23 protein-coding genes are annotated in these 21,918 nt (G+C 29.9%); 10 read left to right on the top strand and 13 right to left on the bottom strand.

Annotated features, from left to right (window positions below; all coding sequences use genetic code 11):
• Window positions 1-59: 59 nt before the first annotated feature.
• From L0U72_RS06815 to L0U72_RS06790, 6 genes are all read right to left on the bottom strand, one after another.
• A complete protein-coding gene (locus tag L0U72_RS06815) occupies window positions 60-2,237 on the bottom strand; it encodes a T9SS type A sorting domain-containing protein (RefSeq protein WP_233898740.1) in 2,178 nt (725 codons plus the stop codon).
• Between the two features lie 182 nt (window positions 2,238-2,419).
• The gene (locus L0U72_RS06810; RefSeq protein ID WP_233898739.1) at window positions 2,420-3,544 is read right to left on the bottom strand and encodes an energy transducer TonB; all 1,125 of its coding nucleotides are present in this window, start codon (window positions 3,542-3,544) and stop codon (window positions 2,420-2,422) included.
• Window positions 3,545-3,753: 209 nt separating this feature from the next.
• Entirely contained in the window at window positions 3,754-4,374 is a 621-nt protein-coding gene (locus L0U72_RS06805; protein ID WP_233897419.1) for an energy transducer TonB, read from the bottom strand.
• Window positions 4,375-4,589: 215 nt separating this feature from the next.
• On the bottom strand, window positions 4,590-5,519 hold the full coding sequence (locus L0U72_RS06800) for a peptidylprolyl isomerase (protein ID WP_233898738.1): 930 nt from the start codon (window positions 5,517-5,519) through the stop codon (window positions 4,590-4,592).
• Between the two features lie 92 nt (window positions 5,520-5,611).
• On the bottom strand, window positions 5,612-7,243 hold the full coding sequence (locus tag L0U72_RS06795; RefSeq protein ID WP_233898737.1) for a hypothetical protein: 1,632 nt from the start codon (window positions 7,241-7,243) through the stop codon (window positions 5,612-5,614).
• A 32-nt stretch (window positions 7,244-7,275) separates the two neighbouring features.
• Window positions 7,276-8,865, bottom strand: a complete 1,590-nt coding sequence (locus L0U72_RS06790; protein ID WP_233898736.1) for a peptide chain release factor 3 — start codon at window positions 8,863-8,865, stop codon at window positions 7,276-7,278.
• A gap of 139 nt (window positions 8,866-9,004) precedes the next feature.
• Between L0U72_RS06790 and idi the strand changes: the two genes are divergently transcribed.
• The 3 genes from idi to L0U72_RS06775 are packed head-to-tail and all read left to right on the top strand — an operon-like array spanning window position 9,005 to window position 10,937.
• On the top strand, window positions 9,005-9,535 hold the full coding sequence (gene idi, locus L0U72_RS06785; protein WP_233861402.1) for an isopentenyl-diphosphate Delta-isomerase: 531 nt from the start codon (window positions 9,005-9,007) through the stop codon (window positions 9,533-9,535).
• A gap of 13 nt (window positions 9,536-9,548) precedes the next feature.
• Window positions 9,549-9,962 carry a 6-pyruvoyl trahydropterin synthase family protein gene (locus L0U72_RS06780; protein WP_101916610.1) on the top strand — a complete coding sequence of 138 codons (414 nt, stop codon included), beginning with the start codon at window positions 9,549-9,551 and terminating at the stop codon, window positions 9,960-9,962.
• Window positions 9,963-9,965: 3 nt separating this feature from the next.
• A complete protein-coding gene (locus tag L0U72_RS06775; RefSeq protein ID WP_193699763.1) occupies window positions 9,966-10,937 on the top strand; it encodes a type I phosphomannose isomerase catalytic subunit in 972 nt (323 codons plus the stop codon).
• Between the two features lie 90 nt (window positions 10,938-11,027).
• Here the strand turns inward: L0U72_RS06775 and L0U72_RS06770 are convergent, their stop codons facing one another.
• The gene (locus tag L0U72_RS06770; protein ID WP_101916608.1) at window positions 11,028-11,375 is read right to left on the bottom strand and encodes a hypothetical protein; all 348 of its coding nucleotides are present in this window, start codon (window positions 11,373-11,375) and stop codon (window positions 11,028-11,030) included.
• 495 nt (window positions 11,376-11,870) lie between these two features.
• On the opposite strand from L0U72_RS06770, the gene kdsB reads away from it, so the two are divergent.
• The 4 genes from kdsB (at window position 11,871) to L0U72_RS06750 (ending at window position 13,981) form a co-directional block, all read left to right on the top strand.
• Window positions 11,871-12,605, top strand: coding sequence for a 3-deoxy-manno-octulosonate cytidylyltransferase (gene kdsB / locus L0U72_RS06765; RefSeq protein ID WP_101916607.1), 735 nt, complete (start codon window positions 11,871-11,873; stop codon window positions 12,603-12,605).
• Window positions 12,598-13,284, top strand: a complete 687-nt coding sequence (locus L0U72_RS06760) for an HAD family hydrolase (RefSeq protein ID WP_101916606.1) — start codon at window positions 12,598-12,600, stop codon at window positions 13,282-13,284. The genes kdsB and L0U72_RS06760 overlap by 8 nt, the downstream gene beginning before the upstream one ends.
• 87 nt (window positions 13,285-13,371) lie before the next feature.
• Window positions 13,372-13,638 carry a hypothetical protein gene (locus tag L0U72_RS06755; RefSeq protein ID WP_101916605.1) on the top strand — a complete coding sequence of 89 codons (267 nt, stop codon included), beginning with the start codon at window positions 13,372-13,374 and terminating at the stop codon, window positions 13,636-13,638.
• A 139-nt stretch (window positions 13,639-13,777) separates the two neighbouring features.
• Window positions 13,778-13,981, top strand: a complete 204-nt coding sequence (locus L0U72_RS06750) for a hypothetical protein (protein ID WP_101916604.1) — start codon at window positions 13,778-13,780, stop codon at window positions 13,979-13,981.
• Window positions 13,982-14,051: 70 nt separating this feature from the next.
• Here the strand turns inward: L0U72_RS06750 and L0U72_RS06745 are convergent, their stop codons facing one another.
• From L0U72_RS06745 to L0U72_RS06730, 4 genes are all read right to left on the bottom strand, one after another.
• The gene (locus tag L0U72_RS06745; protein WP_101916603.1) at window positions 14,052-14,513 is read right to left on the bottom strand and encodes a sensor of ECF-type sigma factor; all 462 of its coding nucleotides are present in this window, start codon (window positions 14,511-14,513) and stop codon (window positions 14,052-14,054) included.
• A 6-nt stretch (window positions 14,514-14,519) separates the two neighbouring features.
• Window positions 14,520-15,050, bottom strand: a complete 531-nt coding sequence (locus tag L0U72_RS06740; RefSeq protein WP_233898735.1) for a hypothetical protein — start codon at window positions 15,048-15,050, stop codon at window positions 14,520-14,522.
• Window positions 15,051-15,083: 33 nt separating this feature from the next.
• Window positions 15,084-15,632 carry an RNA polymerase sigma factor gene (locus L0U72_RS06735; RefSeq protein ID WP_101916601.1) on the bottom strand — a complete coding sequence of 183 codons (549 nt, stop codon included), beginning with the start codon at window positions 15,630-15,632 and terminating at the stop codon, window positions 15,084-15,086.
• A gap of 224 nt (window positions 15,633-15,856) precedes the next feature.
• Window positions 15,857-17,299 carry a TonB-dependent receptor gene (locus L0U72_RS06730; protein ID WP_233861404.1) on the bottom strand — a complete coding sequence of 481 codons (1,443 nt, stop codon included), beginning with the start codon at window positions 17,297-17,299 and terminating at the stop codon, window positions 15,857-15,859.
• Between the two features lie 81 nt (window positions 17,300-17,380).
• On the opposite strand from L0U72_RS06730, the gene L0U72_RS06725 reads away from it, so the two are divergent.
• The 3 genes from L0U72_RS06725 (at window position 17,381) to L0U72_RS06715 (ending at window position 19,734) form a co-directional block, all read left to right on the top strand.
• Window positions 17,381-18,157 carry an MBL fold metallo-hydrolase gene (locus L0U72_RS06725; RefSeq protein ID WP_233883499.1) on the top strand — a complete coding sequence of 259 codons (777 nt, stop codon included), beginning with the start codon at window positions 17,381-17,383 and terminating at the stop codon, window positions 18,155-18,157.
• A 118-nt stretch (window positions 18,158-18,275) separates the two neighbouring features.
• Window positions 18,276-19,034 carry a peroxide stress protein YaaA gene (yaaA, locus tag L0U72_RS06720; protein ID WP_233898734.1) on the top strand — a complete coding sequence of 253 codons (759 nt, stop codon included), beginning with the start codon at window positions 18,276-18,278 and terminating at the stop codon, window positions 19,032-19,034.
• 58 nt (window positions 19,035-19,092) lie between these two features.
• Window positions 19,093-19,734, top strand: coding sequence for a SanA/YdcF family protein (locus L0U72_RS06715; RefSeq protein ID WP_233897425.1), 642 nt, complete (start codon window positions 19,093-19,095; stop codon window positions 19,732-19,734).
• 283 nt (window positions 19,735-20,017) lie between these two features.
• Here the strand turns inward: L0U72_RS06715 and L0U72_RS06710 are convergent, their stop codons facing one another.
• Window positions 20,018-21,442 (bottom strand): L-serine ammonia-lyase, encoded by a 1,425-nt coding sequence (locus tag L0U72_RS06710; protein WP_233898733.1) that lies wholly within the window; start codon window positions 21,440-21,442, stop codon window positions 20,018-20,020.
• Between the two features lie 129 nt (window positions 21,443-21,571).
• Window positions 21,572-21,913: a DUF2853 family protein gene (locus L0U72_RS06705; RefSeq protein ID WP_101916595.1), complete on the bottom strand. Its 342-nt coding sequence runs from the start codon at window positions 21,911-21,913 to the stop codon at window positions 21,572-21,574.
• Window positions 21,914-21,918 lie beyond the last annotated feature (5 nt).

Below are 21,918 nucleotides of genomic sequence, written 5' to 3'. Positions count from 1 at the left end.
AAAAGCGTTTGACTTAAAAATTTTTAAGTTAAACGCTTTTTTAATTTGTCTATTTTTTCTTAATCTAAAATAATTTTTTGGCTGATTTTTTTATCAGAATTTAAAATTACTTCAACAATATAAACACCTTTCGTTAATTTCGGTAAATTAACTTCCTGAATTTGTTTCAAAGCAGTAACGGTTGAGGTTAAATTTGTAGAAAACACTTTTTTTCCTACTATTGAATACACGTTTATTGAAGCATTTTCAGTTTGCAAACCTGAAATTTTAATGCTATTATCTTTAGATGCATAAATCTTTATAGATGCTTTTGTTATGATTTTTTGTGGTGTATTTTCTTTTAATTTTTCAGTTTTAGTGTGTAGGTAAAACTGCCCGATTCCAGTACTATTATTTTTCAACTGTATCGTATAATTTTCTTCGGATAAATTAATGATATTATTATTGATTTTATCTTCAAGATAAATAGTTACATTGCTTGGTAAATTGATAGAATTTGCTGAAAATGTTATTTCATTTCCTAAATTCGCTTTTAAACCTATTGGAATTACGGTATTTTCCATATTATTTATAGGCAAAGATTGAATAGCATAATTTTGTCCCTTATTTTCAGAAACTAATTGGCTACAAATTGAAAAATCATAAGAAACTCCGCCAAATTCTGCACCATCATAACCGTTATCAAAACCTGTAGTTGTATCGTTTATGTAATATAATTTAGTATTACTTTTTTTGTTATTATTGGTCGCTGTTAATTGTATTTCGGGTCTGTTTTTTTTATGGGAAGTGTTTGTTTTTTGATGTTCTTGATTTTTGATATCAAAAGAAACAGTACCCGTAGTTTTGGCATCAATAAAATAAGCTTGTGTTGGAGCTATGATATAATTATCGGTAGTAACTTTTGTTTCATAATTGTTTCCATTCCATATCCAAATGGTTTGAGAAGCAAGAATATTGCTGTTTTCTGTTAAAAAAGTAGCCGTATTTAAGTGCGAAGTATAAGGATTTCCGATTAAATTATAACCATTTTTATTTTTTGATATATTTGTATGTATGGTTTTATCATTGATGTTTCCTGAAAATTTCAGTTTTCCAGCAGTGATTAATTTTACAGTTAAACCAGTTCCTTTTTCAATATTTCCTTCGGATGCTTTATTTTGATATAGCCATTTATTTTTTTCATTTTGATACGGAGCAATTCCAATTCTACCAGCTGCAGAACCTTTTGCAAAATTGTGATTGTTAATTAAATTCTCTATAGTTTCTCCATTGAGCGGGCTTGAAATTAAGTGCCAATTTGTATTTAAATCTTGCTGATAGATAATCGTTCCTGTAACTTTTGCATTTGCAATTAAAGAAGCACCAGATTCTAATTTAATTCCTTTTATCGTGATTGGTGCATTTATTGTTGGATAATTTGTTAAGCCATTTGGGATTAAAACATCACTTGTTTCTGTGGGGATATTTTCAGGAGTCCAGTTTGATTTTGTAGTCCAATTTGTATCTATATTTCCATTCCAAGTAGCATTAATTATCGAGAATTTTTTGGTAGAAAAAGGTAGTAAATCTTCACCATTTCCATTTACAACATTTTTCCAATTTTTAACATCAGCGATTAAGGAATAATAATTAGAAAGAGTGGCTTGTCCTACTTTATCACCTTTATATATTGCGCCATCAGGAGTGGCAGAAGCATCAAAAATAATAATAGATTTTCCTTTTTGTAAACCAGTTCCTGTTAGGGTAATTCCGTCTGCGTCGTATGTTCCAAGTTGTGTTGGGTCATTTCCAATTTGAATCGCAGTGATAAAAGTAGTAGGCGTATTAGCGTCCGTTCCTAGATAAATAAAAAGACCGTCTTTTGTAGTTGTCGTTAAATTAAAGCGTCCATTTCTGGTAATACTTCCGATAGAAACTCCAAAATTTAGATTCGTTGCATTATCAATATCTGTAAAGTTAATAATTGTACCAGCATCAATATTTTTAGTACCTGTAAGCCAAGTTAAATATCCTTCTCCATTGGTGAATTTTCCTGTATTATCGAGTTCTTTATCTGTAATATAAATGGTAGAATTTGCAGGGATATCAGCAAGTGTAGCGATGGATAAATCTTTATCTCCATCGGCATTGAAGCCAACAAAAACAAAATCACCAGCAGATTGAGCTCTTGCATTTATATTAATTAACGTTAAAAAAAGAACTCCTAAAAGTACTTTTAAAAAGCAAGTGTGTTTCATAGCATTATGTTTATAATTTTATCTTTTCAGTACAAACATAGTTTATAAAACAGATATCAAGGGTTAATTAATTGCTAGTTATAGGTTATTTTTTTAAGTAAGCTGTGAATTAAGACGTAAAAAAAACCTGAACATTATTGTTCAGGTTTTTAAATTTATTTTTTTTTTTTTGATAAATTATTTTAATGAGCTTCTAAGGTGAAATTAATAGGAATAAAATATTCAACATTTGCTGGTTTACCATTTTGTGCTCCAGGAATAAAGGTTGAAAGCTTAGAAACCATTCTTCTAGCTTCTTCTTCTAATAATTCGCCATTTTTAGGACCTTTCATTTTTATATTCTGAATTTTCCCTTGTGTATCGATAATAAAACGTACCCAAACTCTACCTTCAATATTTTGAATAGCTGCTTGTTCTGGATAGTTAAAGTTTCTTTGAATATGACTAATCATTCTTTCATTAAAACAGTTATTTTTTTCTGTATCGGCTACTTTTGAGCAGGCTTTAAAGTTTGGAATACTTTCAACATCACTAAATTTAATAAAGTCTGTAATTATTTTACTATCTTCTGTAATGATTTTTTTTACGGTTTGTTTTTTGTTGTTTATACTTGAATTTAGAACTAATTTAGGATTTGGATGTTTAAAAGTAATTGGAATTCCATATTTAACTTTTACGCTTTTTCCGTTGTGTTTTCCTGGGATAAATTTAGGTAATTTGCTAATAATTCTATTTGCTTCTTTTTCAAGAGAAGCACCGTTTTTAGGTCCTCTAATTTGAAGACTATTTACGCTCCCTTGTTCATCAATGGTAAACTGTACCAAAACTCGTCCTTGAATACCTGCTTTAATCGCATCTTCTGGATACACAAAGTTTTTTATAATATGTTTAGACATTTGTGTTTCAAAACATTTTGCTTGTTTAATTAAAGGCACATTATTACATTTTGAAAATAAAGGAATTTCTTCTACAAGGTTAAAAGGGATTCGTTCAATAGTTTCAGCATGGTCGTCTAATTCTAATTTACCAACTAAGAGGTTATTTTTTTTGATATTTGCAACTTTTTGAGAAGTCGTAGCTCCTCCGATAGCAGCAACTGCTTCATTTTTTTTACGTACGATACGTCTTCTAGTAGATACTTTTATAGAAAGTTGTTTTTTTACTCCATCTTTTGTGTCTTTTACAGCACATTTAGTAATACTGTTAGGATCTGCAATCGATTCATCAGGAGACGTACATTTTTCTTGCTGAGCAAAAGTTATAACAGCCATAAACATTGCTGTTATTAGTAAGATAGATTTCATCATAGTCACGCTCTTTTTAGTTATTTACAATTTGGTAATATTGTAAATGTATACATAAAAAAACAGAAATACAAAAATATTTCTGTTTTTTGTTTAATTAAAGTGTTAATTATGATGATTTTAGCGGTTAATAAGAGAAGTAGACTGTTAAAATTATGTTTCTTAAAACTATTTTATATTTTTTATTTTATTTAAAAAGCTATTTTTTTATGCTAATTAGATGTTAAATTTAGTGGAAATGCATAGCTTACAATCACTGGTAATCCTTTTTCTTTTCCTGGGTTAAAGCGAGGTAATTTTTTAATGATTCTATCTAATTCTTTGTGTAATCGTTGGTTATTTTGACGACTTCTTATTTGAGAGTCAGTTATTTTTCCGTAAACATCGATACTAAATTGAATATATACTTTAATACTACTATTTTCAGGAATATAATCTTCGGCATATAAATTTTTAGATATATGATTGTTAATCTTTTGTTTAAAGCATTTTATATCAGTTTGTTTGTCTATTTTTTTACATGATTCAAACATTGGAATTTCTTCAACTAAAGTAAATAGAACTTCTTTAGAATTAGTGCTATTTTTTTTAACGATGTTTCCGTTAGTATTTAAGTGGTCTGCTTTTTTTCTCGCTCTATTATTAACTCTTTTTCTAGTAATATTTGTTTTTGATATTGTACGAGTATTTTTTTTGTTGACATCACATTTTTTAATAGAGATTTCATTCAAATCAACAATTTCTTGTTCAGGAGCTTCACATACTTTTTTTTGACTGTAAGTATTTAGAAAATTCAAAATAAAGAATAAGATAAATAGGGGAGCATTTTTCATTTTTAGGAGTTTTGGCTAGTTTTTTTTAACACTGTAAAGATGAGGAAGTAAACTTGTTTTAGTTTTAAGTAAATGTAGTTTTTGGGTTAATTTATAGTTAATTTAATGTAAATAAAAAAACGTACTATTAAAATAGTACGTTTTTATTTTTTGATTTTTCTTAAAAATTAGTATTAAAATTTCGAGAAAAAATCAGGAATATTATGTGGTAAAAATTATTTTACATCCATTAATTCTACATCAAAAATTAAGGTTGCGTTTGCAGGAATTACACCTCCAGCACCAGCTTTTCCGTATGCTAAGTTCGATGGAATTACAAATCGAGCTTTATCACCAACTTTTAATAATAAAATTCCTTCGTCCCAACCAGCAATTACTTGCCCAACACCAACAGCAAAATCAATTGGTTGCTTGCGTTTGTAAGATGAATCAAAAACAGTTCCATCTAATAATTGTCCTTTATAATGTACTGAAACATTTGCACCTTTGGTAGCTTGTTTTCCGTTTCCATTTTGTAAGATAGTATAACGTAATCCTGATGGAGTTTCGTCATAACCTTTAGCTACAGAATCTAATAATTCAGCTTGTTTTGCTTTTTCTTCTGCTTCACGTTTTTCACGAGAACCTTCAAAAGTTCTAAAAGCTTCTACGGCATTAAATTTTTCAGCATCTTCTCCTACACGAATAATTTCAACATCCATGGTATCATTTTGAGCGATAGCATCTACGATATCTTGTCCTTCAACAACGTTTCCAAAAACAGTATGATTACCATCTAAATGAGGCGTTGCTGTATGCGTAATAAAAAATTGAGAACCATTTGTTCCAGGTCCTGCGTTTGCCATCGATAATTTCCCTGGTGCATCATGTTTTAAATCTGGATGAAATTCATCTTCAAATTTATATCCAGGATTTCCAGTTCCTGTTCCTTGAGGACAACCACCTTGAATCATAAAATCAGCAATTACACGGTGAAACTTTAAGCCATCATAATATGGTGTTCCTTGTGGTTTTGCAGTATTTTCTAAATTTCCTTCGGCTAAAGCAACGAAGTTACCTACAGTTCCTGGGGTTTTTTGGTATTCTAAATTTACTAGAATACCTCCTTTTGATGTTTTAAATTTTGCGTAAATTCCGTTATTCATTTTGTTAGATTATCTTAATTAATATTCAAAAAACTTTTTCTCAAAAAATTATCTAAAAAAATATTTAAATAAAATCTAAAGAAAAAGCAAAATTAGTTTTTTACTGATAAAGTTGAAAGGTTTAAGCTTAAACCTATGTTAATATTTGTGGCATTTACCTTTCCGAAAGGCGAATTATATTTTCCTGTTGAAGCAATAATTGAAATATTTTTATGAATATCATAGCTAAATCCAAGTATTGGACGCATAATAATTCCTTCATCGGTATCGACACCAGCACCACCGCCAGCGCCTGCCATTATTTCGGCAAAGCCACGTGCTTTATTGTTTAAAAATCGGGGTGAATATATTCCTGCACCAACCAGGCCGTGAGCATATCCGCCCGAACGACCATCGTAGGCAAAACTAGCTTCTCCTGCAATGTATAGCCATTTATTAAGGTCATAATTTACTTTTAAACCGATAAGCTGTAAATCAATTTCTTTGGCATTATAAATATCATCGGTTTTGGCAACATCGAAATACGTTTGATTCTGAATTTCAATGCGTAAACCTTGCGTATAAAAATTGGTATATTTTTTTTGATGCTTATTTTGAGATTTTGTTCCTCCGTTTAATCCGTAATATTTCAATCCAAAACCAACAGTATATGCTTCTAAATCACCAGCAATGGCACGATAATAACCAGCGTGTCCGCTTAATGCGAGATTATTAGCTAATTTCAAATCAATTCCTGCGGATGGATACACCATCAAACCACCTTCAGGAGCAACACGTCCGCCAGCTGCACCAACGCCTAATTTTGTAAAAAGATTAATGTATTTTGATTGATACGGATGATATCCTGCACCAAAAAATAAGTCCATAAAACCGGCACGTAATCCTTTATATATGGCATCGGTATGCGCGAATAAAAAAGTATTTTCACTTACATATTTTTGATATTCAAAACCTAATACATATAATGTTTCGTTTAAAGTTTCTCCGTTGTCTTTTTTTGAATTTCCAAAAGGTTTGAAAAAATCAAAACGAACTTGTTGTACATTTTTTACAACAGGTTTACTCCAGAAATTATCCGAAGAAATATTTTTTGCTGTAAAATTTTGATGTGCTTTATTATAATCAGTAAAACGTAAAACGCTTGGAATTTCAACAAATAGAGATATCGAATTACTTTTTATTTCTCCTGATAAAAAATTCAAATGACTGTATTGAACACCAAAAGAATAGTTATCTTTTTTATATTGTAAACCAATATTTGGATTGATAAAGCCACCATCATTTACTAAATTTCGGTATCCGCCACCGCCACCAAAATGAAGGTTTGCATCGACATATAAATTTTTATAAAGTTGTTTATTTACGCCTAATTCTGCACCTAACGTAAATAAACCTCCTTGGTCACCAGTTACGGCAAAATGAAACCCAGCGCCACCATACAACCAATTATTAATCGGTATTTGATAGTGTAAACCAGCCAATCCCATAGTTGGTTTTAAATTTGGAAATTTATCCGTAGGCATTTTTACAGGAATAAAATTCAAACGAACTTTATTGTGTAATGCTGTTCCTTTTAAATTAGATGAATTTTCTTGACTGAAAGTTATAAAAGAGAAAAAAGAAAAAAGAAAAATCAGAAATACATCATTACGAATGTAGTGAAGTAATCCATCTAAAAAGATTGCTTTATTTCTTATAATGATACATTGTTTTTTTGTTTCCATTTTTCTAAAAAATATTAAATATCAATTATTAACTATTCAAATTCACTTGTAAAATGTAGTTTTACGGTTGGATATTTACTTTGTGTCATTTGCATCGTAAATGATGAATCGGCTAAAAACACTAATTTCCCTTGTTTATCTTTGGCTAAATAACGTTGTTTAACACGTTTAAATTCTTTAAATTCTTCACTTTTTTCATCTTCAGGTTCCACCCAACATGCTTTGTGTACTGAAATATTTTCATAGGTACATTTCGCACCATATTCGTGTTCTAATCGATATTGAATTACTTCATATTGTAATGCTCCAACAGTTCCTACAATTTTACGACCATTCATTTCCATGGTAAATAATTGCGCTACACCTTCGTCCATTAATTGATCTAAACCTTTGTATAATTGTTTCGATTTCATCGGATCGGCATTATTTACATAACGGAAATGCTCTGGAGAAAAACTTGGAATTCCTTTGAAATTTAATTGTTCGCCTTCGGTTAAGGTATCACCAATTTTGAAGTTTCCTGTATCATGAACACCAACAATATCACCAGGAAAAGATTCATCAACAATTTGTTTCTTTTCAGCGAAAAAGGCATTTGGGCTTGAAAATTTCATTTTCTTACCATTACGAACATGTAAATAAGGCGAATTTCTTTTAAAAGTTCCTGATACAATTTTGATAAAAGCAAGTCTATCTCTGTGTTTAGGATCCATATTTGCGTGAATCTTAAATACAAAACCTGTTAATTTTTCTTCTTTAGAATCAACTAAACGTTCTTCTGCTTTTTTAGGTTGTGGTTCAGGCGCAATTTCAATGAAAGCATCTAATAATTCTTTTACACCAAAATTATTTAAAGCCGAACCAAAGAAAACGGGTTGTAAATCACCCGCTAAATATTCTTGTTGATTAAATTCAGGATATACTTCTGAAACTAATTCTGCTTCTTCACGCAATGTTTCGGCAGCTGCTTCCCCAATAATTTCATCTAATTTTGGATTTGATAAATCATCAAATTGAACACCTTCTGAAATTTTTGTTTTATTATCACCAGAAAAAATATTTAATTTCTTTTCCCAGATATTATAAATTCCTTTAAAATCGTAGCCCATTCCAATTGGGAAACTCATCGGAGTTACTCGCAATCCTAATTTTTGCTCCACTTCATCTAATAAATCGAAGGCATCTTTTCCTTCTCTATCCAATTTATTGATAAAAACTAACATCGGAATTTTACGCATTCGACAAACTGCTACTAATTTTTCAGTTTGAGGCTCGACACCTTTTGCAACATCAATAACCACAATTACACTATCCACGGCGGTTAATGTTCGAAAAGTATCTTCTGCAAAATCTTTATGCCCAGGGGTATCTAAAATATTTATTTTTTTGTCTTTATAAATAAAAGCCAATACAGAGGTCGCTACCGAAATACCTCTTTGACGTTCAATTTCCATAAAATCGGAAGTAGCTCCCTTTTTTATTTTGTTGTTTTTTACCGCACCAGCTTCCTGAATTGCTCCTCCAAATAATAATAACTTTTCGGTTAAAGTGGTTTTACCAGCATCTGGATGCGATATAATTCCGAATGTACGTCGTTTTTGTATTTCTTTTAAAAAGCTCATGTATCAAATTTAAGGGTGCAAAGATACGGTTTAATGCGTAATTTTTCAAAGCTTTACTGCTTTACTGTTTGCAAGCTTTTACAGTTTCATTGTCGAATTGATTCCAATTTTGTATGTTTGCTTTGCATAAATTTTATACATGAAAGAACAGGTAATTTTAGTCGATATACAAGATAATCCTATCGGATTTATGGAAAAAATAGAAGCACATGAAAAAGCCCTGTTACATAGAGCATTTTCCGTTTTTGTTTTTAATGATAAAAAAGAATTAATGTTGCAACAACGTGCCAAAACGAAATATCATTCACCGTTATTATGGACCAATACCTGTTGCTCGCATCAACGTGTTGGAGAAACAAATATAGGTGCTGGAAAACGTAGGCTTCAAGAAGAAATGGGCTTTGTTTGTGAATTAAAAGATATATTTTCTTTTATCTACAAAGCACCTTTTGATAACGGATTAACAGAACATGAATTAGATCACGTAATGGTCGGGACTTTTAATGACCAACCAACAATCAATAAAGAAGAGGTTGAAAGCCATAAATGGATGACTTTAGAAGCCGTTAAAAAAGATATGCAAGAAAATCCTGAAATATACACCGCTTGGTTTAAAATTATATTTGATGAATCTTACGAGGTTTTAAATAATTCTCTTATAAATATCTAAAAAAAATATAAAAATGCCTAAAGTAACTGTACATAGAAAAGCCCATTTTAATGCGGCGCATCGATTATTTAATGAAAAATGGTCTGCAGAGAAAAATTTTGAAATCTTCGGAAAATGTAGCAATCCAAATTATCACGGGCATAATTATGATTTAATTGTTTCTTTAACAGGAGAAATAGATCCTGAAACTGGTTTTGTGTACGATTTAGGAAAATTAAAAAACGTAATTAAATCAGAAATAGAAAATTCTTTCGATCATAAAAATTTAAATATTGATGTTCCAGATTTTCAAAATTTAAACCCAACAGCTGAAAATATATCTGTCGTTATTTTTAATAAATTACGAGTTTGTATTCCAGAAAAATTAGCGTTATCAATTACGCTCTACGAAACACGCAGAAATTATGTAACTTATAGTGGTGCTTAATTTATGATACATCAATTATTACGGTTTGAACCTATTTTAAAATCTAAAATTTGGGGCGGACAAAAGCTAAAAACAGTACTCCATAAAAAAGCAACCAAAAAAGATGTTGGTGAGAGTTGGGAAATTTCAGACGTACAAGAAGATATTTCAATCGTTAATAATGGCGATTTAAAAGGACGCGCTTTAAAAGGACTTATTCAAGAATTTAAAGAACAAATTGTTGGCGAAAAAGTGTATTTAATTTTTCAAGATAAATTTCCATTGTTAATTAAATTTATTGATGCCAAAAAAACCTTGAGTTTACAAGTACATCCCAACGATATTCTGGCACAAAGAAGACACAATTCTCTAGGGAAAACCGAAATGTGGTATATTGTTGATGCCGATAAAAAAGCAAAAATAATTATTGGTTTTTCAGAAGAAACTGATAAAAAATCGTTTTTAAAAACTGTTAAATCTAACGATGAATTAGCATTGCTTAATGTAGATTATGTAAAAAAAGGCGATACTTTTTTAGTGCCATCAGGACGTGTACACGCTATTGGAAAAGGTGTTTTATTAGCCGAAATACAAGAAACTTCCGATGTTACCTATCGAATTTCTGATTGGGGAAGAAAAGATTCCAACGGAAAATTAAGAGATTTACACCTGAATTTGGCATTAGATGCGATTGATTATTCTGCAAAATCAAACTATAAAGCCGAATATTTAAAACGTAAAAATAATCCATCAACGATTGTCGATTGTAAATATTTTACCACAAATTATTTGCATTTAACACAAGATTTTATCATCAATAATCATGATAAAGATAGTTTCGTAATTTATATGTGCGTGGAAGGAACAGTGGTTTTTGTATATCGAAATCAACATGAAAAATTACGCTTAGGAGAAACTATTTTAGTGCCAGCCTGTATTAAAAATGTAACCGTTATCACCGAAAATGCCAAACTTTTAGAAGTTTTTATCAAATAAAAAATACTTCAAAAATAAGTGTAAAATAAGCCCAAAATAAGTAAGTTTCCCATTTTGAGCTTCTTGTTTTTTAAACTTTAAACATCAAAATTAAGATGCTTTTTGTAAATGATATCCAAAGATTGCTTTACAGATAATTTCTTGCTTTTTTTCTTTTTTTGAAACCGTTATCTGTAAAATAATTTCGGTGTCACTCAATTTTTTAATATTATTTTTAATGATAAGATTATCATTTAAATAGGCATTTTTGATAATATCAAATTCAATGCTTTTAAAACTTAAATTGGAGAAATTTTTGTGAAGTATAAGAGAAGAACTTACGCTAGTTTCAATTTTATCATATAAAATACCCGTTTTTAGGATTTTATTTTTATGAACCTGTTTTTTACTAACCGTAAATTGTGAAGAATTATTTTTAGAAATGATATACGTATTCATGATATTATGGATTTATCGGTGGAAATTTAGATTTTTTATAAAACGGATTTTGGACGAAATACATTGTTTTTTTTAAGCGCATATTCATTTTTTTTGAGATTTTTACAGTGTTCATAAGTTGTTTAATTTTAAAAAGTAAATAAAAAAAAGGTGCTTTTTATAAAAAAGCACCTTTTGTAGTTTGTATTAAATATCGGTTTTAAAACCGTTCTTTAAAGCTATTGTTAGTGGTACTTTTTATATAGATATATTTTTTATGCATACGCATAGTGCACTCAATCGTGACGATAGTGTTTGAAATAATGCGATATATATATAAAAGTATGTTCATAATGTAGCCAAATTTAGTCATTTTTTTTAGAAATCAAGAATAATCAAGAAAAACTAAGGACATAATATTGTTAAAGTTTTACAAACCCTAATTCTGTAAAATTAAAAAACGTGTTTAAATATGTATCTTTGGATACAATAAATGATATAAATTAAGTATACTATATGAAAATAATTGCAATGATTCCTGCACGTTATAGTGCGTCTCGTTTTCCTGGAAAATTAATGAAAAATTTAGGCGGAAAACCTGTAATTGTAAGAACATATCAAGCTGCCGTGAATGCCCATTTATTTGATGAAGTTTATGTTGTAACGGATTCGGAACTAATCTTCAAAACCATAGAAGAAACAGGAGGGAAGGCAATAATGAGCATCAAAGAACACGAATGTGGTTCGGATAGAATTGCCGAAGCTGTCGAGAATTTAGACGTTGATATTGTCGTAAACGTGCAAGGAGATGAACCTTTTATTGATACGGTTTCGTTATCAAAATTGATAAAAGCCTTTGAAGAAGACACTAAAAAGGAAATAGATTTAGCATCGCTAAAAGTAGCAATGACAACCTTAGAAGATATTGAAAATCCGAATAATGTAAAAGTAATTACCGATATCCATAATTTTGCTATTTATTTTTCGAGAAGCGTTATTCCGTTTCATAGAGATCAAGAATTAAAGGTTACATATTACAAGCACAAAGGCGTATACGCCTTTAGAAAACAAGCCTTACTCGATTTCTATAAAACACCAATGACACCAATTGAAGCTGCCGAAAAAATAGAATGTATCCGTTATTTAGAAGTTGGGAAAAAAATAAAAATGATTGAAACTTCTGTGGAAAGTATCGGGATTGATACGCCCGAAGATTTAGAAAAAGCTAAAAAAATCCTCGAAAATGACTAAAATTAAAGTAATCGCTTTTGATGCCGATGATACACTTTGGGTAAATGAAACCTTTTTTAGAAACGCCGAAAAAGAATTTGCAAAACTTCTATCGGGATACGAAACTGAAAATAAAATTCATCAAGAACTCTATAAAAAACATATCGATAATCTTGCAATTTATGGATACGGAATTAAAGGATTCGTACTCTCGATGATCGAAACTGCCGTGGAATTATCAAACTATAAAATCAATCAAAAAATAATTGAAAGAATTTTAGAAATTGGTAAAGAAATGCTCGAAGAACCAATCGATTTGTTAGACGGAGTCGTAGAAATACTTCAAGAATTACAAGGAAAATATAAAATAATCGTAGCCACAAAAGGCGATTTATTAGACCAAGAACGAAAATTAGAAAAATCAGGAATCTTACAATATTTTCATCATACCGAAGTGATGAGCGATAAAAAAATAGCCGATTATCTAAAATTGATAAAACGTTTAGAAATTCATCCATCAGAATTATTGATGATTGGAAATTCCTTGAAATCAGATGTTTTACCATTGCTGGAAATTGGCGCTTCCGCAATTCACGTGCCGTTTCATACTACCTGGATTCACGAACAAGTTAGTAATCAACAAAAAAATGATAGCTATAAAACAGTTTCCAAAATTACCGATATTTTGCCACTGTTATAAAAGAGTTATCCATAAAATTTAATAAATAACGACAATAACAATAATAATAAGATTAAATCAAGTAATTTTGCAAAAAAAATAATAATTATGGCAAGCATTAAAAATTTAAAAAAAGATATTGACTATACTTTAGGAGATATTATTGATATCTGTAGATTATCTACTCAATTAAATCCTGAGGTAGATGCAGAAAAGTCAGAAGCAATTGTAGAAGAAGTTTTTGAAACGTATGACGAATTAATTTCAAAAATAAATGCTAAAAAAGTTGAAAATAAAAAAGCACACTTTAAAGCAATAAGTACAGAATTAGAACAAAAAGCAAACGCTTTAATAGAAAAAGTAAATAGCTTATAGTTAACTGTATGTTAAATAATTAAAAACCGATACTTGTAATAAGTATCGGTTTTTTTTTGTAAAAATTTAACATTTTATACCTGAAAAAATGTTGTAAATTACCTGGAATTAATACTATAATTAAACCCCCGTTAATAACATGGCAAGAGCAATGTATGAGTATAGAAAGACTGTATTAGAGAAAGTAAGTTTTAATACAGGCTTATTTTGTAGAGAATTAGAAAAGGCATTAAATAGTTTGTTACCTTACGAAATTAATGAATTAACAATTTGGTTAAAAGAATATACCGCAAATAAACCGAATTTATATGTTAGTTTAGCGTTAGTTAAAAAACAACTATAAAACAATTATAGATTACTTACAGAATACGTAACCTATAAGTATATAAGATTATAAAAAAAAAGAAGCTGTTTTAGCTTCTTTTTTTATGATTTTTATTTTTAAGTTTTCTCATTAATTTTCGATTGAAATTATGTTCAGAAACTTGTAAACGCAAAATCTTTTTAAATGATATTACTTTTGAAATTTGATGATAAAACAATGTCCTCATCTCGTATTCTTGTTTATTGATACGTTGTATTTTTTCTAAAATTTCTTTGGATTCTTTTTCTGAAATTTCATCAATTTGCCCTGTATTTAATAGTTTTTTCTTGAAAATAAAACGTTTTTCTTTACGAAGCAATCTCATTTTTTGGTCATATTGATGATAAATTGGCCAAAATTTTTTGGTTTCGGCGTCTGTTAAATTTAATTTTTCGGTTAAATAGGCGATTTTATACGTACGAATTTTTTCATAATTCCCCTTTTTTGATTGTGCTTTTCCTGAAAAAAATCCGAAGAATATCAGAAAAACTAAAAGAATGTTTTTTTTCATTTTTTATTAATTTTCATTTAAAAAAGTAGCGTCATTACTCATATTTAAGTAATCTTCTAAATTTTCATCATTTATAGAAGATAAAATATCACGTTCATCAATTGTTGAGCTTTCTAACATTATAGCTAATTCATTATTATTGGTCGTACCGTATCCGTTTTCATACCAAAAACTAATATCTGCGGGAGTGATATCATCTAAAGAATAATGGGCTTTTGTAGTATTTAGATAGTAAAATCCAATAAATACTACTATTGATGCTGCTGCAATTAGTGTAATAAATGAGGGTGTTTTTTTATATAAATTTTGAGATAAATAAATAATCTTATTATCTTTATTTTTTTCTACCTTATTATTTTCTTCTATTTCATCTTTCTTATTTTTAACTTTTTTAATTTCTGTAACTTTTTTCTGATTTATTTTATTTAAAATAGTCGCATCAATTGTCTGAAAATAATTTTCAGGAATAGAAAAACCTGCTTTATTACTTATCTTTTGATTTTTAAAATCCAAGGTATGTTTTAATTCTTTATCCATCTCAATGCTAAGACTTTAATATCTGTAAAAGGTTTAATGGTTGTTTTTAATAAATTGCTCAATTTTTTTTACCGCAATATGATAGGACGCTTTTAAAGCACCTACAGAAGTTCCTAAAATTTCTGAAATTTCATGATATTTTAAGGTGTCAAAATATTTCATATTAAAAACTAATTGTTGTTTTTCGGGCAGAGTTGCAATTGCTTTTTGTAGGATTTGTTCAATTTCATTGCCTGTAAACCAAGTATCGCTATCTAAAGAAGAAACTAATTGTTGTTGATATTCGGCAATAGCTACATTTTTTTGTGAAGCTCTTTTATTGATAAAAGTAATGGCTTCATTGGTGGCTATTCTGTACATCCAAGAATAGAGTTTACTTTGTTTTTTAAAGCCGTCAATATTTTTAAAAATCTTGATAAAAGTATTTTGTAAAACATCATCGGTATCGGTGTGCGAAATTACAATTTTTCGAATATGCCAATACAATCGCTCTTTATAGAGTGATAGTAATTGTTTAAAAGCCAGTTCTTTAGTTTTGGGGTTTTGTAACTCGGCTATAAGTTTTTGCTCGTTAATTGGCATTAATTGACCACTAAATTTATCATGTTTAAATGTAGTGTTTAGACTTTAAAAAAAGTAAAAGGTTTAAAATAGCGAGTATAATTTATTAAATAAACTGTCAGTTTGAGTGCTTTTTTTCCTTCAAAAAAATAGTATCGAGAACTTTTTAAGCTTCAAAATCAATTAAAATCAATCAAAATTTATCAACAAAAAATAATTCAAATTCTCGATACCATTTTAATTTATTAAATTCGTTTTCTAGAGCATCCAAATAAACGTTTCTCTTTAATGGTTTTCGAAACTCCTTCAGGAAGCATTTTTTCCCAACCTTCTTCGTTATTTTTAATCATTTTTAAGACTCTTCGAGAAAAGATATGTAAACTATTTTGATCAATATTTTTAATATCGACAAGCCTTCCGTTATTTTTGAAAAACTTATATAATTCTTTCATTCTCGGATGAACTTTTAGGTTTTCACTATTGATAAAATCGCCTGTTTCTTCATCTTTATACGGATACATATATACTTTTAAATCTCTGTAAAAAAGTTTACCAGAAGCCTCTAAAATTCCACCACTAAGGTTTCGATAATATTTTTCATCAAAAATTTGAACAAGATTTTGAACGCCCATTGCTAATCCCATTCGTTCTTTGGTAAATTCACCAAAATAATCAACCAATCTAAAGTATTCTTGATAATTGGTAATCATTACATTTTGTCCTAAGGCACAGAGTAATTCGGCTCTATCTAAAAAGTCTCGTTCATTAATTTCACCTTCTGAGCGAAGATTACTAAGGGTAATTTCGAATATAATTTGTGTTTTATCAGGATTTACTTTCTTTTCGGCTAAAAATAATTTTTTAGCACGTTCAAACATATCCATATTTACTTTGGTTACAGGACGATAACTTCCACGTAAGGCTAAAATATTCTTTTTATATAAAACTTGAGCGGGCAATAAGTTATTTCCATCAGGACCGAACATTACGGCATTTGTCATTCCGTTTTTAACTAATTGTAGGCTCATTAAACGATTATCAACATAGGTAAAACGAGGTCCCGAGAAATTAATCATATCAATTTCTAAGCGATCGCTATCAATATTATCGTAAAAAGATTTTAATAATTCCTTTGGATTATCATTTAAATAATACGCACCATAAATTAAATTAACGCCTAAAACGCCTAAGGTTTCTTGTTGCTGACGTGCATCTGTTTCTTTAAAACGCAGGTGTAAAATTATTTCATTATAATCTTCCAGAGGATCTAATTGAAAACGAATACCAACCCATCCGTGTCCTTTAAATTTTTTAGAAAAATTGATTGTTGCAACGGTATTTGCATAGCTAAAAAACAATTTATCAGGATGTTTTTGACGGTCAAGACGGTCTTCAATTAAATCCATTTCATGTTTTAGCATTTTTTTCAATCGTTTTTCGGTTACATAACGATTGTCATTTTCAATACCATAAATAGCATCTGAAAAATCTTTATCATAGGCACTCATTGCTTTAGCGATAGTCCCTGAAGCTCCACCAGCTCTAAAAAAATTACGAACAGTTTCTTGTCCCGCACCAATTTCTGCGAATGTTCCATAAATATGGGCATTTAAGTTGATTTTTAACGCTTTACTATTGGTTGTCGGTACGGTACTTATTTTCTTATCTCCTTTTAGTGTGATGGCCATTTTTCTAATTTTATGTTATTGCAACAAATGTACTTAAAATAGCAGTTATCAGGTAATTTTTGTCTTATTTTTGTGTTAACAATGAAGAAAAATATACAATTAAAAGTAACCTTTTTAGGTACAGGAACTTCTACGGGTGTTCCGATGATTAACAGCACACATCCTGTGGCATTGTCTAACGATTTTCGAGATAAACGTTTACGTTCTTCCATCGTTATTTCTTGGGATAACATTAATTATGTAATAGATTGCGGTCCTGATTTTCGCCAACAAATGATGCGTGAAAAAGTAACTTCAATAAACGGTATTTTATTCACACACGAACACGCCGATCATATTGCAGGATTAGATGAAATACGTCCGTATTGTTTCCAAATGGGCGAAGTTCCTATCTATACGAGTAAGCGAGTTTTAGGTGTTTTGAAGAAAAGATACGACTATATTTTTACTACCGAAAATAGATATCCAAGTGCGCCAGCGGTTTTCAGTACTGTTATTTCGCATCATAATAGTTTTTATTTAGATGCCGTAAAAGTAACGCCAATAGAATTAATGCACGGGCGATTGCCTATTTTGGGCTATCGATTTAATAATATAGCGTATCTTACGGATATTAAAACGATTTCAGAAGAAGAGAAAAAAAAGTTAACAAATTTAGAGGTGTTAATTGTTACATCCTTGCGAAAAGAAGTGCATGCAACACATTTTAATTTAGAAGAATCGCTGGCTTTTATTGACGAAATAAAACCTAAAAAAGCGTATTTAACACATATTAGCGAATTGTTAGGTTTACATGAAGAGGTTGAAAAAGAATTACCAGAAAATGTTTTTTTAGCCTATGATGGTTTAAAAATTTAATATTTATTTTTCTAATATTCATATTGATTTAAAGTATCATAATTAATTTTATCTTTTAAAATAGCGTCTTATTTTTACATCAAAATAAGATCAGAAACTACTTAAAAAACTTTTTTGAATGAAAATAATTATATCGCCAGCAAAGTCCTTAGATTTTGAAACAAAAGCTTCTACAAAATTATATTCGCAACCACGTTTTTTAGAACAGTCAACAAAATTAAATCAGCAATTAAAAACACTTTCTTCACAGCAATTAAGCGATTTAATGAAAATTTCGGATGCTTTAGCAATCTTAAATTATCAAAGAAACCAAGATTGGCAACCGCCTTTCAATTTAGAAAATGCAAAACAGGCAATTTATTCTTTTACAGGAGCCGTTTTTAAAGGGATTGATGTAAATTCATTATCCGAAGAAAAAATACCAACCTTACAAAACAATCTTCGAATTTTATCAGGATTATATGGTTTGTTAAAACCGTTGGATTTAATACAGCCATATCGTTTGGAAATGGGAACGAAATTGAAAGTCGGCGAAACCGAAAACTTATATAAATTTTGGAATGATAGCTTAGTAAATTCGTTAAATGATGAATTAGAAGAGGGAGAGTTATTAGTCAATTTAGCGAGTTTAGAATATTTTAAAGCCTTGCCAAAAAAACTATTAAAAGTTCCGATGATAACGCCTGTTTTTAAAGATTTTAAAAATGGTGAATATAAAACTATCATGACTTTTGCTAAAAAAGCACGCGGTTTAATGGTGCGTTATATCATCGAAAATGATGTAAAAACAATCAATGAATTAAAAGCTTTTAATGTTGATAACTATGCTTTTTCAGAAGAAATGTCCACAGAAACGGAGTTGTATTTTACAAGATAAATATCTTGTTTCGTATATCAGAAATTAAAAAAACCTTAAAAATTAATTTATTTTAATAATGTATAATCTCGTTAAAATACTCAAAATAATCGCTTTATTAACGGTTTTTATACTCGGTCTCATTTTTGTCTGTAATTTTTTAGTAGAAAATAATGCGAAAAATAACACTTATACAAGTACAAAAGAAATTCCAAAGCGTAAGGTTGGGCTTGTTTTAGGGACGGGAAAATATTTAACAAATGGACGTGTAAATCTATATTATACCTTTCGGATTAGGGCAGTAGTATCATTATATAAAGCACAAAAAATAACGTTTATCGTGATAAGTGGCGATAACAGTTCCAAAACATATGACGAACCAACTACTTTTAAAAATGATTTGATAAAAGCGGGGATTCCTGAGGATAAAATCTTTTTAGATTACGCAGGTTTTCGAACTTTAGATTCTGTAGTAAGAGTAAAAGAGGTCTTTGGGCAAACCGATATTACTATTATTTCTCAAAAATTTCATAATGAAAGAGCACTTTATTTAGCCAATCATTTTGGAGTAAAAGCAATCGGATTTAATGCTAAAGATGTTTCTGGAAAATATGGGCTAAAAGTTCGATTAAGAGAATATTTAGCCCGAGTAAAAGTTTTTGTTGATATTTTATGTAATGTGCAACCGAAATTTTTAGGAAAAAAAATAACGATTAAATAAATTAAATCATTATTAAGTAATTATAAGAGCCTGTTTAAATTTTATTCCAAAATTTTTTGTAACATCAAAATAGTATGGCAAGGGGTTAAAACCCCTTGTTTTAAAAATAAAAATGCGTCAAAGGGATTTTAGTTCAGTTTCTCATCCTGATTTGCTACATTTTTTAGCTTTTTTTGTAATTTTAGCTCTTTTTAACAAGGGGTTTTAACCCCTTGCCGTCATTTTTTGCAACTATATTTTTTTCAGATGAAATTTAAAGGCTCTAATGATTTAATTTATTATTTTAACAATCTGCTAAACCGACAGTAATTGCTAAACCTCCTTCGGATGTTTCTTTATAATTTCGATGCATATCTTTTGCGGTTTGCCACATGGTATCGATTACTTTATCCAACGGAACTAACGATTCTTTAGGATTCGTTTCTAAAGCTAATTCAGCGGCATTAATTGCCTTAATTGCGCCCATTGCATTACGTTCAATACACGGGATTTGCACCAAACCGCCAATAGGATCGCAGGTTAATCCTAAGTGATGTTCCATGGCGATTTCCGCTGCCACTAAACATTGTGCAGGAGTTCCGCCTAAAAGTTCGGTAAGTGCCGCCGCCGCCATTGCTGATGAAACGCCAATTTCTGCCTGACAACCGCCCATTGCTGCTGAAATAGTCGCATTTTTCTTAAAAATACTTCCGATTTCTCCCGCAACTAATAAGAATTTTTTTACGTGTTCAAAATCGGCATCATGATTTTCAATCACTAAATAATACATTAAAACCGCAGGAATTACTCCCGCACTTCCATTAGTTGGAGCGGTTACAACTCTTCCTAATGCCGCATTTACTTCGTTTACCGATAATGCCAAACAGCTTACCCATTTCAAGATTTCACGAAATTTGACTTCCGTGCTTCTAATAGCAGTAATCCATTCTTGTTCGTTGGTGTAAGTAGCGTCTTTTATTAATTTTTGATGCGTACCAAAAGCTCTACGTTTTACGTTTAATCCGCCAGGTAAAATACCGCCCGTATGACAACCGATATACATACATTCAAGCATGGTATCCCACACACGTTTTAACTCGAAATCAATCTCTGAAGCAGTTTTTAAAACCAGTTCATTTTGATATACAATCTCAGAAATAGTTTTGTCTTCTTTTTCGCAATAATACTCCAATTCGGTAGCTCTATTTATTGGATACGGAAAATTTTTTTTGTTTATTTCTGTTTCTAAAGGAATTTCTAATTCTTCCTGAATCACAAAACCACCTCCGATAGAATAATAGGTTTCTGTAGAAATTTCTTTTCCTTTACAAAAACCTCTAAAAATAAATCCGTTGGAATGAAAGGGTAAAAAATCTTTATTAAAAACAACATTTTCAACAGAAAAATTAATATTTTTTTCTGCGTTAAAGTGTAATTTATTGGTTTCTTTTATTTTATTGATGATAGTTTCAATATCCTCTACAGGAATGTATTCTGGATCGGTACCGCTTAATCCTAATAAAACGGCCAAATCGGTAGCGTGTCCTATTCCTGTAAGCGATAAAGAACCGTATAAATCTATTTTGATGCCATCAATAACATCAAAAATATCAGTTTCTTTTAATTTTTCAATCCATTGTTGCGCGCCTCTCCAAGGACCTAAAGTGTGTGAGCTAGAAGGACCTACGCCAATTTTAAGCATATCAAAAACACTAATAAACTGCGACATAAATTTAATTTATTTGTTGGTGGCTAAAATAGAAAAAGTCTTGTATTAAAATTAATACAAGACTTTTATTTATGATTTTTTATAAAAGTTAATCACTTTTTATAAAAAATGTAAGATTTGTAGTGAAGTTTATAATCCGTACACGTCTTCTTTGTTGAATTTCTTTGCTAATAAATAGTAAACTACGGCACGATATTTACTTCGTTCTGAACGTCCTATTTCTTCCATCACTTCATCAATTGCTTTGTCTAATGCTGGTGAATCAGCTAAACCTAATTTCTTGATTAAAAAATTATTTTTAACGGTTAATAATTCTTTAGGATCGCTACCAGATACTGTTTCTGCATCTTTTTTGTAAATCGAAGGTCCTAAGCCTTTGGTTACAGCGGTTAATAACTCAAGATTTACGGGAAGATTTCTATCATCCATAAATTTCTTGTACAATTCTACTTTTTCGTCAAATTTACTCATGATTT

The sequence above is a fragment of the Tenacibaculum piscium genome (genome assembly GCF_021390755.1).
Lineage (GTDB): Bacteria > Bacteroidota > Bacteroidia > Flavobacteriales > Flavobacteriaceae > Polaribacter > Polaribacter piscius.
This window is presented reverse-complemented; position numbering and strand designations above follow the sequence as displayed.

Excerpts from the sequence above, each read along its gene's own strand:
- L0U72_RS06815 (WP_233898740.1), bottom strand. The coding sequence starts at position 2,237 with ATGAAACACACTTGCTTTTTAAAAGTACTTTTAGGAGTTCTTTTTTTA.
- L0U72_RS06810 (WP_233898739.1), bottom strand. The coding sequence starts at position 3,544 with ATGATGAAATCTATCTTACTAATAACAGCAATGTTTATGGCTGTTATA.
- L0U72_RS06805 (WP_233897419.1), bottom strand. The coding sequence starts at position 4,374 with ATGAAAAATGCTCCCCTATTTATCTTATTCTTTATTTTGAATTTTCTA.
- L0U72_RS06800 (WP_233898738.1), bottom strand. The coding sequence starts at position 5,519 with ATGAATAACGGAATTTACGCAAAATTTAAAACATCAAAAGGAGGTATT.
- L0U72_RS06795 (WP_233898737.1), bottom strand. The coding sequence starts at position 7,243 with ATGGAAACAAAAAAACAATGTATCATTATAAGAAATAAAGCAATCTTT.
- L0U72_RS06790 (WP_233898736.1), bottom strand. The coding sequence starts at position 8,865 with ATGAGCTTTTTAAAAGAAATACAAAAACGACGTACATTCGGAATTATA.
- idi (WP_233861402.1), top strand. The coding sequence starts at position 9,005 with ATGAAAGAACAGGTAATTTTAGTCGATATACAAGATAATCCTATCGGA.
- L0U72_RS06780 (WP_101916610.1), top strand. The coding sequence starts at position 9,549 with ATGCCTAAAGTAACTGTACATAGAAAAGCCCATTTTAATGCGGCGCAT.
- L0U72_RS06775 (WP_193699763.1), top strand. The coding sequence starts at position 9,966 with ATGATACATCAATTATTACGGTTTGAACCTATTTTAAAATCTAAAATT.
- L0U72_RS06770 (WP_101916608.1), bottom strand. The coding sequence starts at position 11,375 with ATGAATACGTATATCATTTCTAAAAATAATTCTTCACAATTTACGGTT.
- kdsB (WP_101916607.1), top strand. The coding sequence starts at position 11,871 with ATGAAAATAATTGCAATGATTCCTGCACGTTATAGTGCGTCTCGTTTT.
- L0U72_RS06760 (WP_101916606.1), top strand. The coding sequence starts at position 12,598 with ATGACTAAAATTAAAGTAATCGCTTTTGATGCCGATGATACACTTTGG.
- L0U72_RS06755 (WP_101916605.1), top strand. The coding sequence starts at position 13,372 with ATGGCAAGCATTAAAAATTTAAAAAAAGATATTGACTATACTTTAGGA.
- L0U72_RS06750 (WP_101916604.1), top strand. The coding sequence starts at position 13,778 with ATGGCAAGAGCAATGTATGAGTATAGAAAGACTGTATTAGAGAAAGTA.
- L0U72_RS06745 (WP_101916603.1), bottom strand. The coding sequence starts at position 14,513 with ATGAAAAAAAACATTCTTTTAGTTTTTCTGATATTCTTCGGATTTTTT.
- L0U72_RS06740 (WP_233898735.1), bottom strand. The coding sequence starts at position 15,050 with ATGGATAAAGAATTAAAACATACCTTGGATTTTAAAAATCAAAAGATA.
- L0U72_RS06735 (WP_101916601.1), bottom strand. The coding sequence starts at position 15,632 with ATGCCAATTAACGAGCAAAAACTTATAGCCGAGTTACAAAACCCCAAA.
- L0U72_RS06730 (WP_233861404.1), bottom strand. The coding sequence starts at position 17,299 with ATGGCCATCACACTAAAAGGAGATAAGAAAATAAGTACCGTACCGACA.
- L0U72_RS06725 (WP_233883499.1), top strand. The coding sequence starts at position 17,381 with ATGAAGAAAAATATACAATTAAAAGTAACCTTTTTAGGTACAGGAACT.
- yaaA (WP_233898734.1), top strand. The coding sequence starts at position 18,276 with ATGAAAATAATTATATCGCCAGCAAAGTCCTTAGATTTTGAAACAAAA.
- L0U72_RS06715 (WP_233897425.1), top strand. The coding sequence starts at position 19,093 with ATGTATAATCTCGTTAAAATACTCAAAATAATCGCTTTATTAACGGTT.
- L0U72_RS06710 (WP_233898733.1), bottom strand. The coding sequence starts at position 21,442 with ATGTCGCAGTTTATTAGTGTTTTTGATATGCTTAAAATTGGCGTAGGT.
- L0U72_RS06705 (WP_101916595.1), bottom strand. The coding sequence starts at position 21,913 with ATGAGTAAATTTGACGAAAAAGTAGAATTGTACAAGAAATTTATGGAT.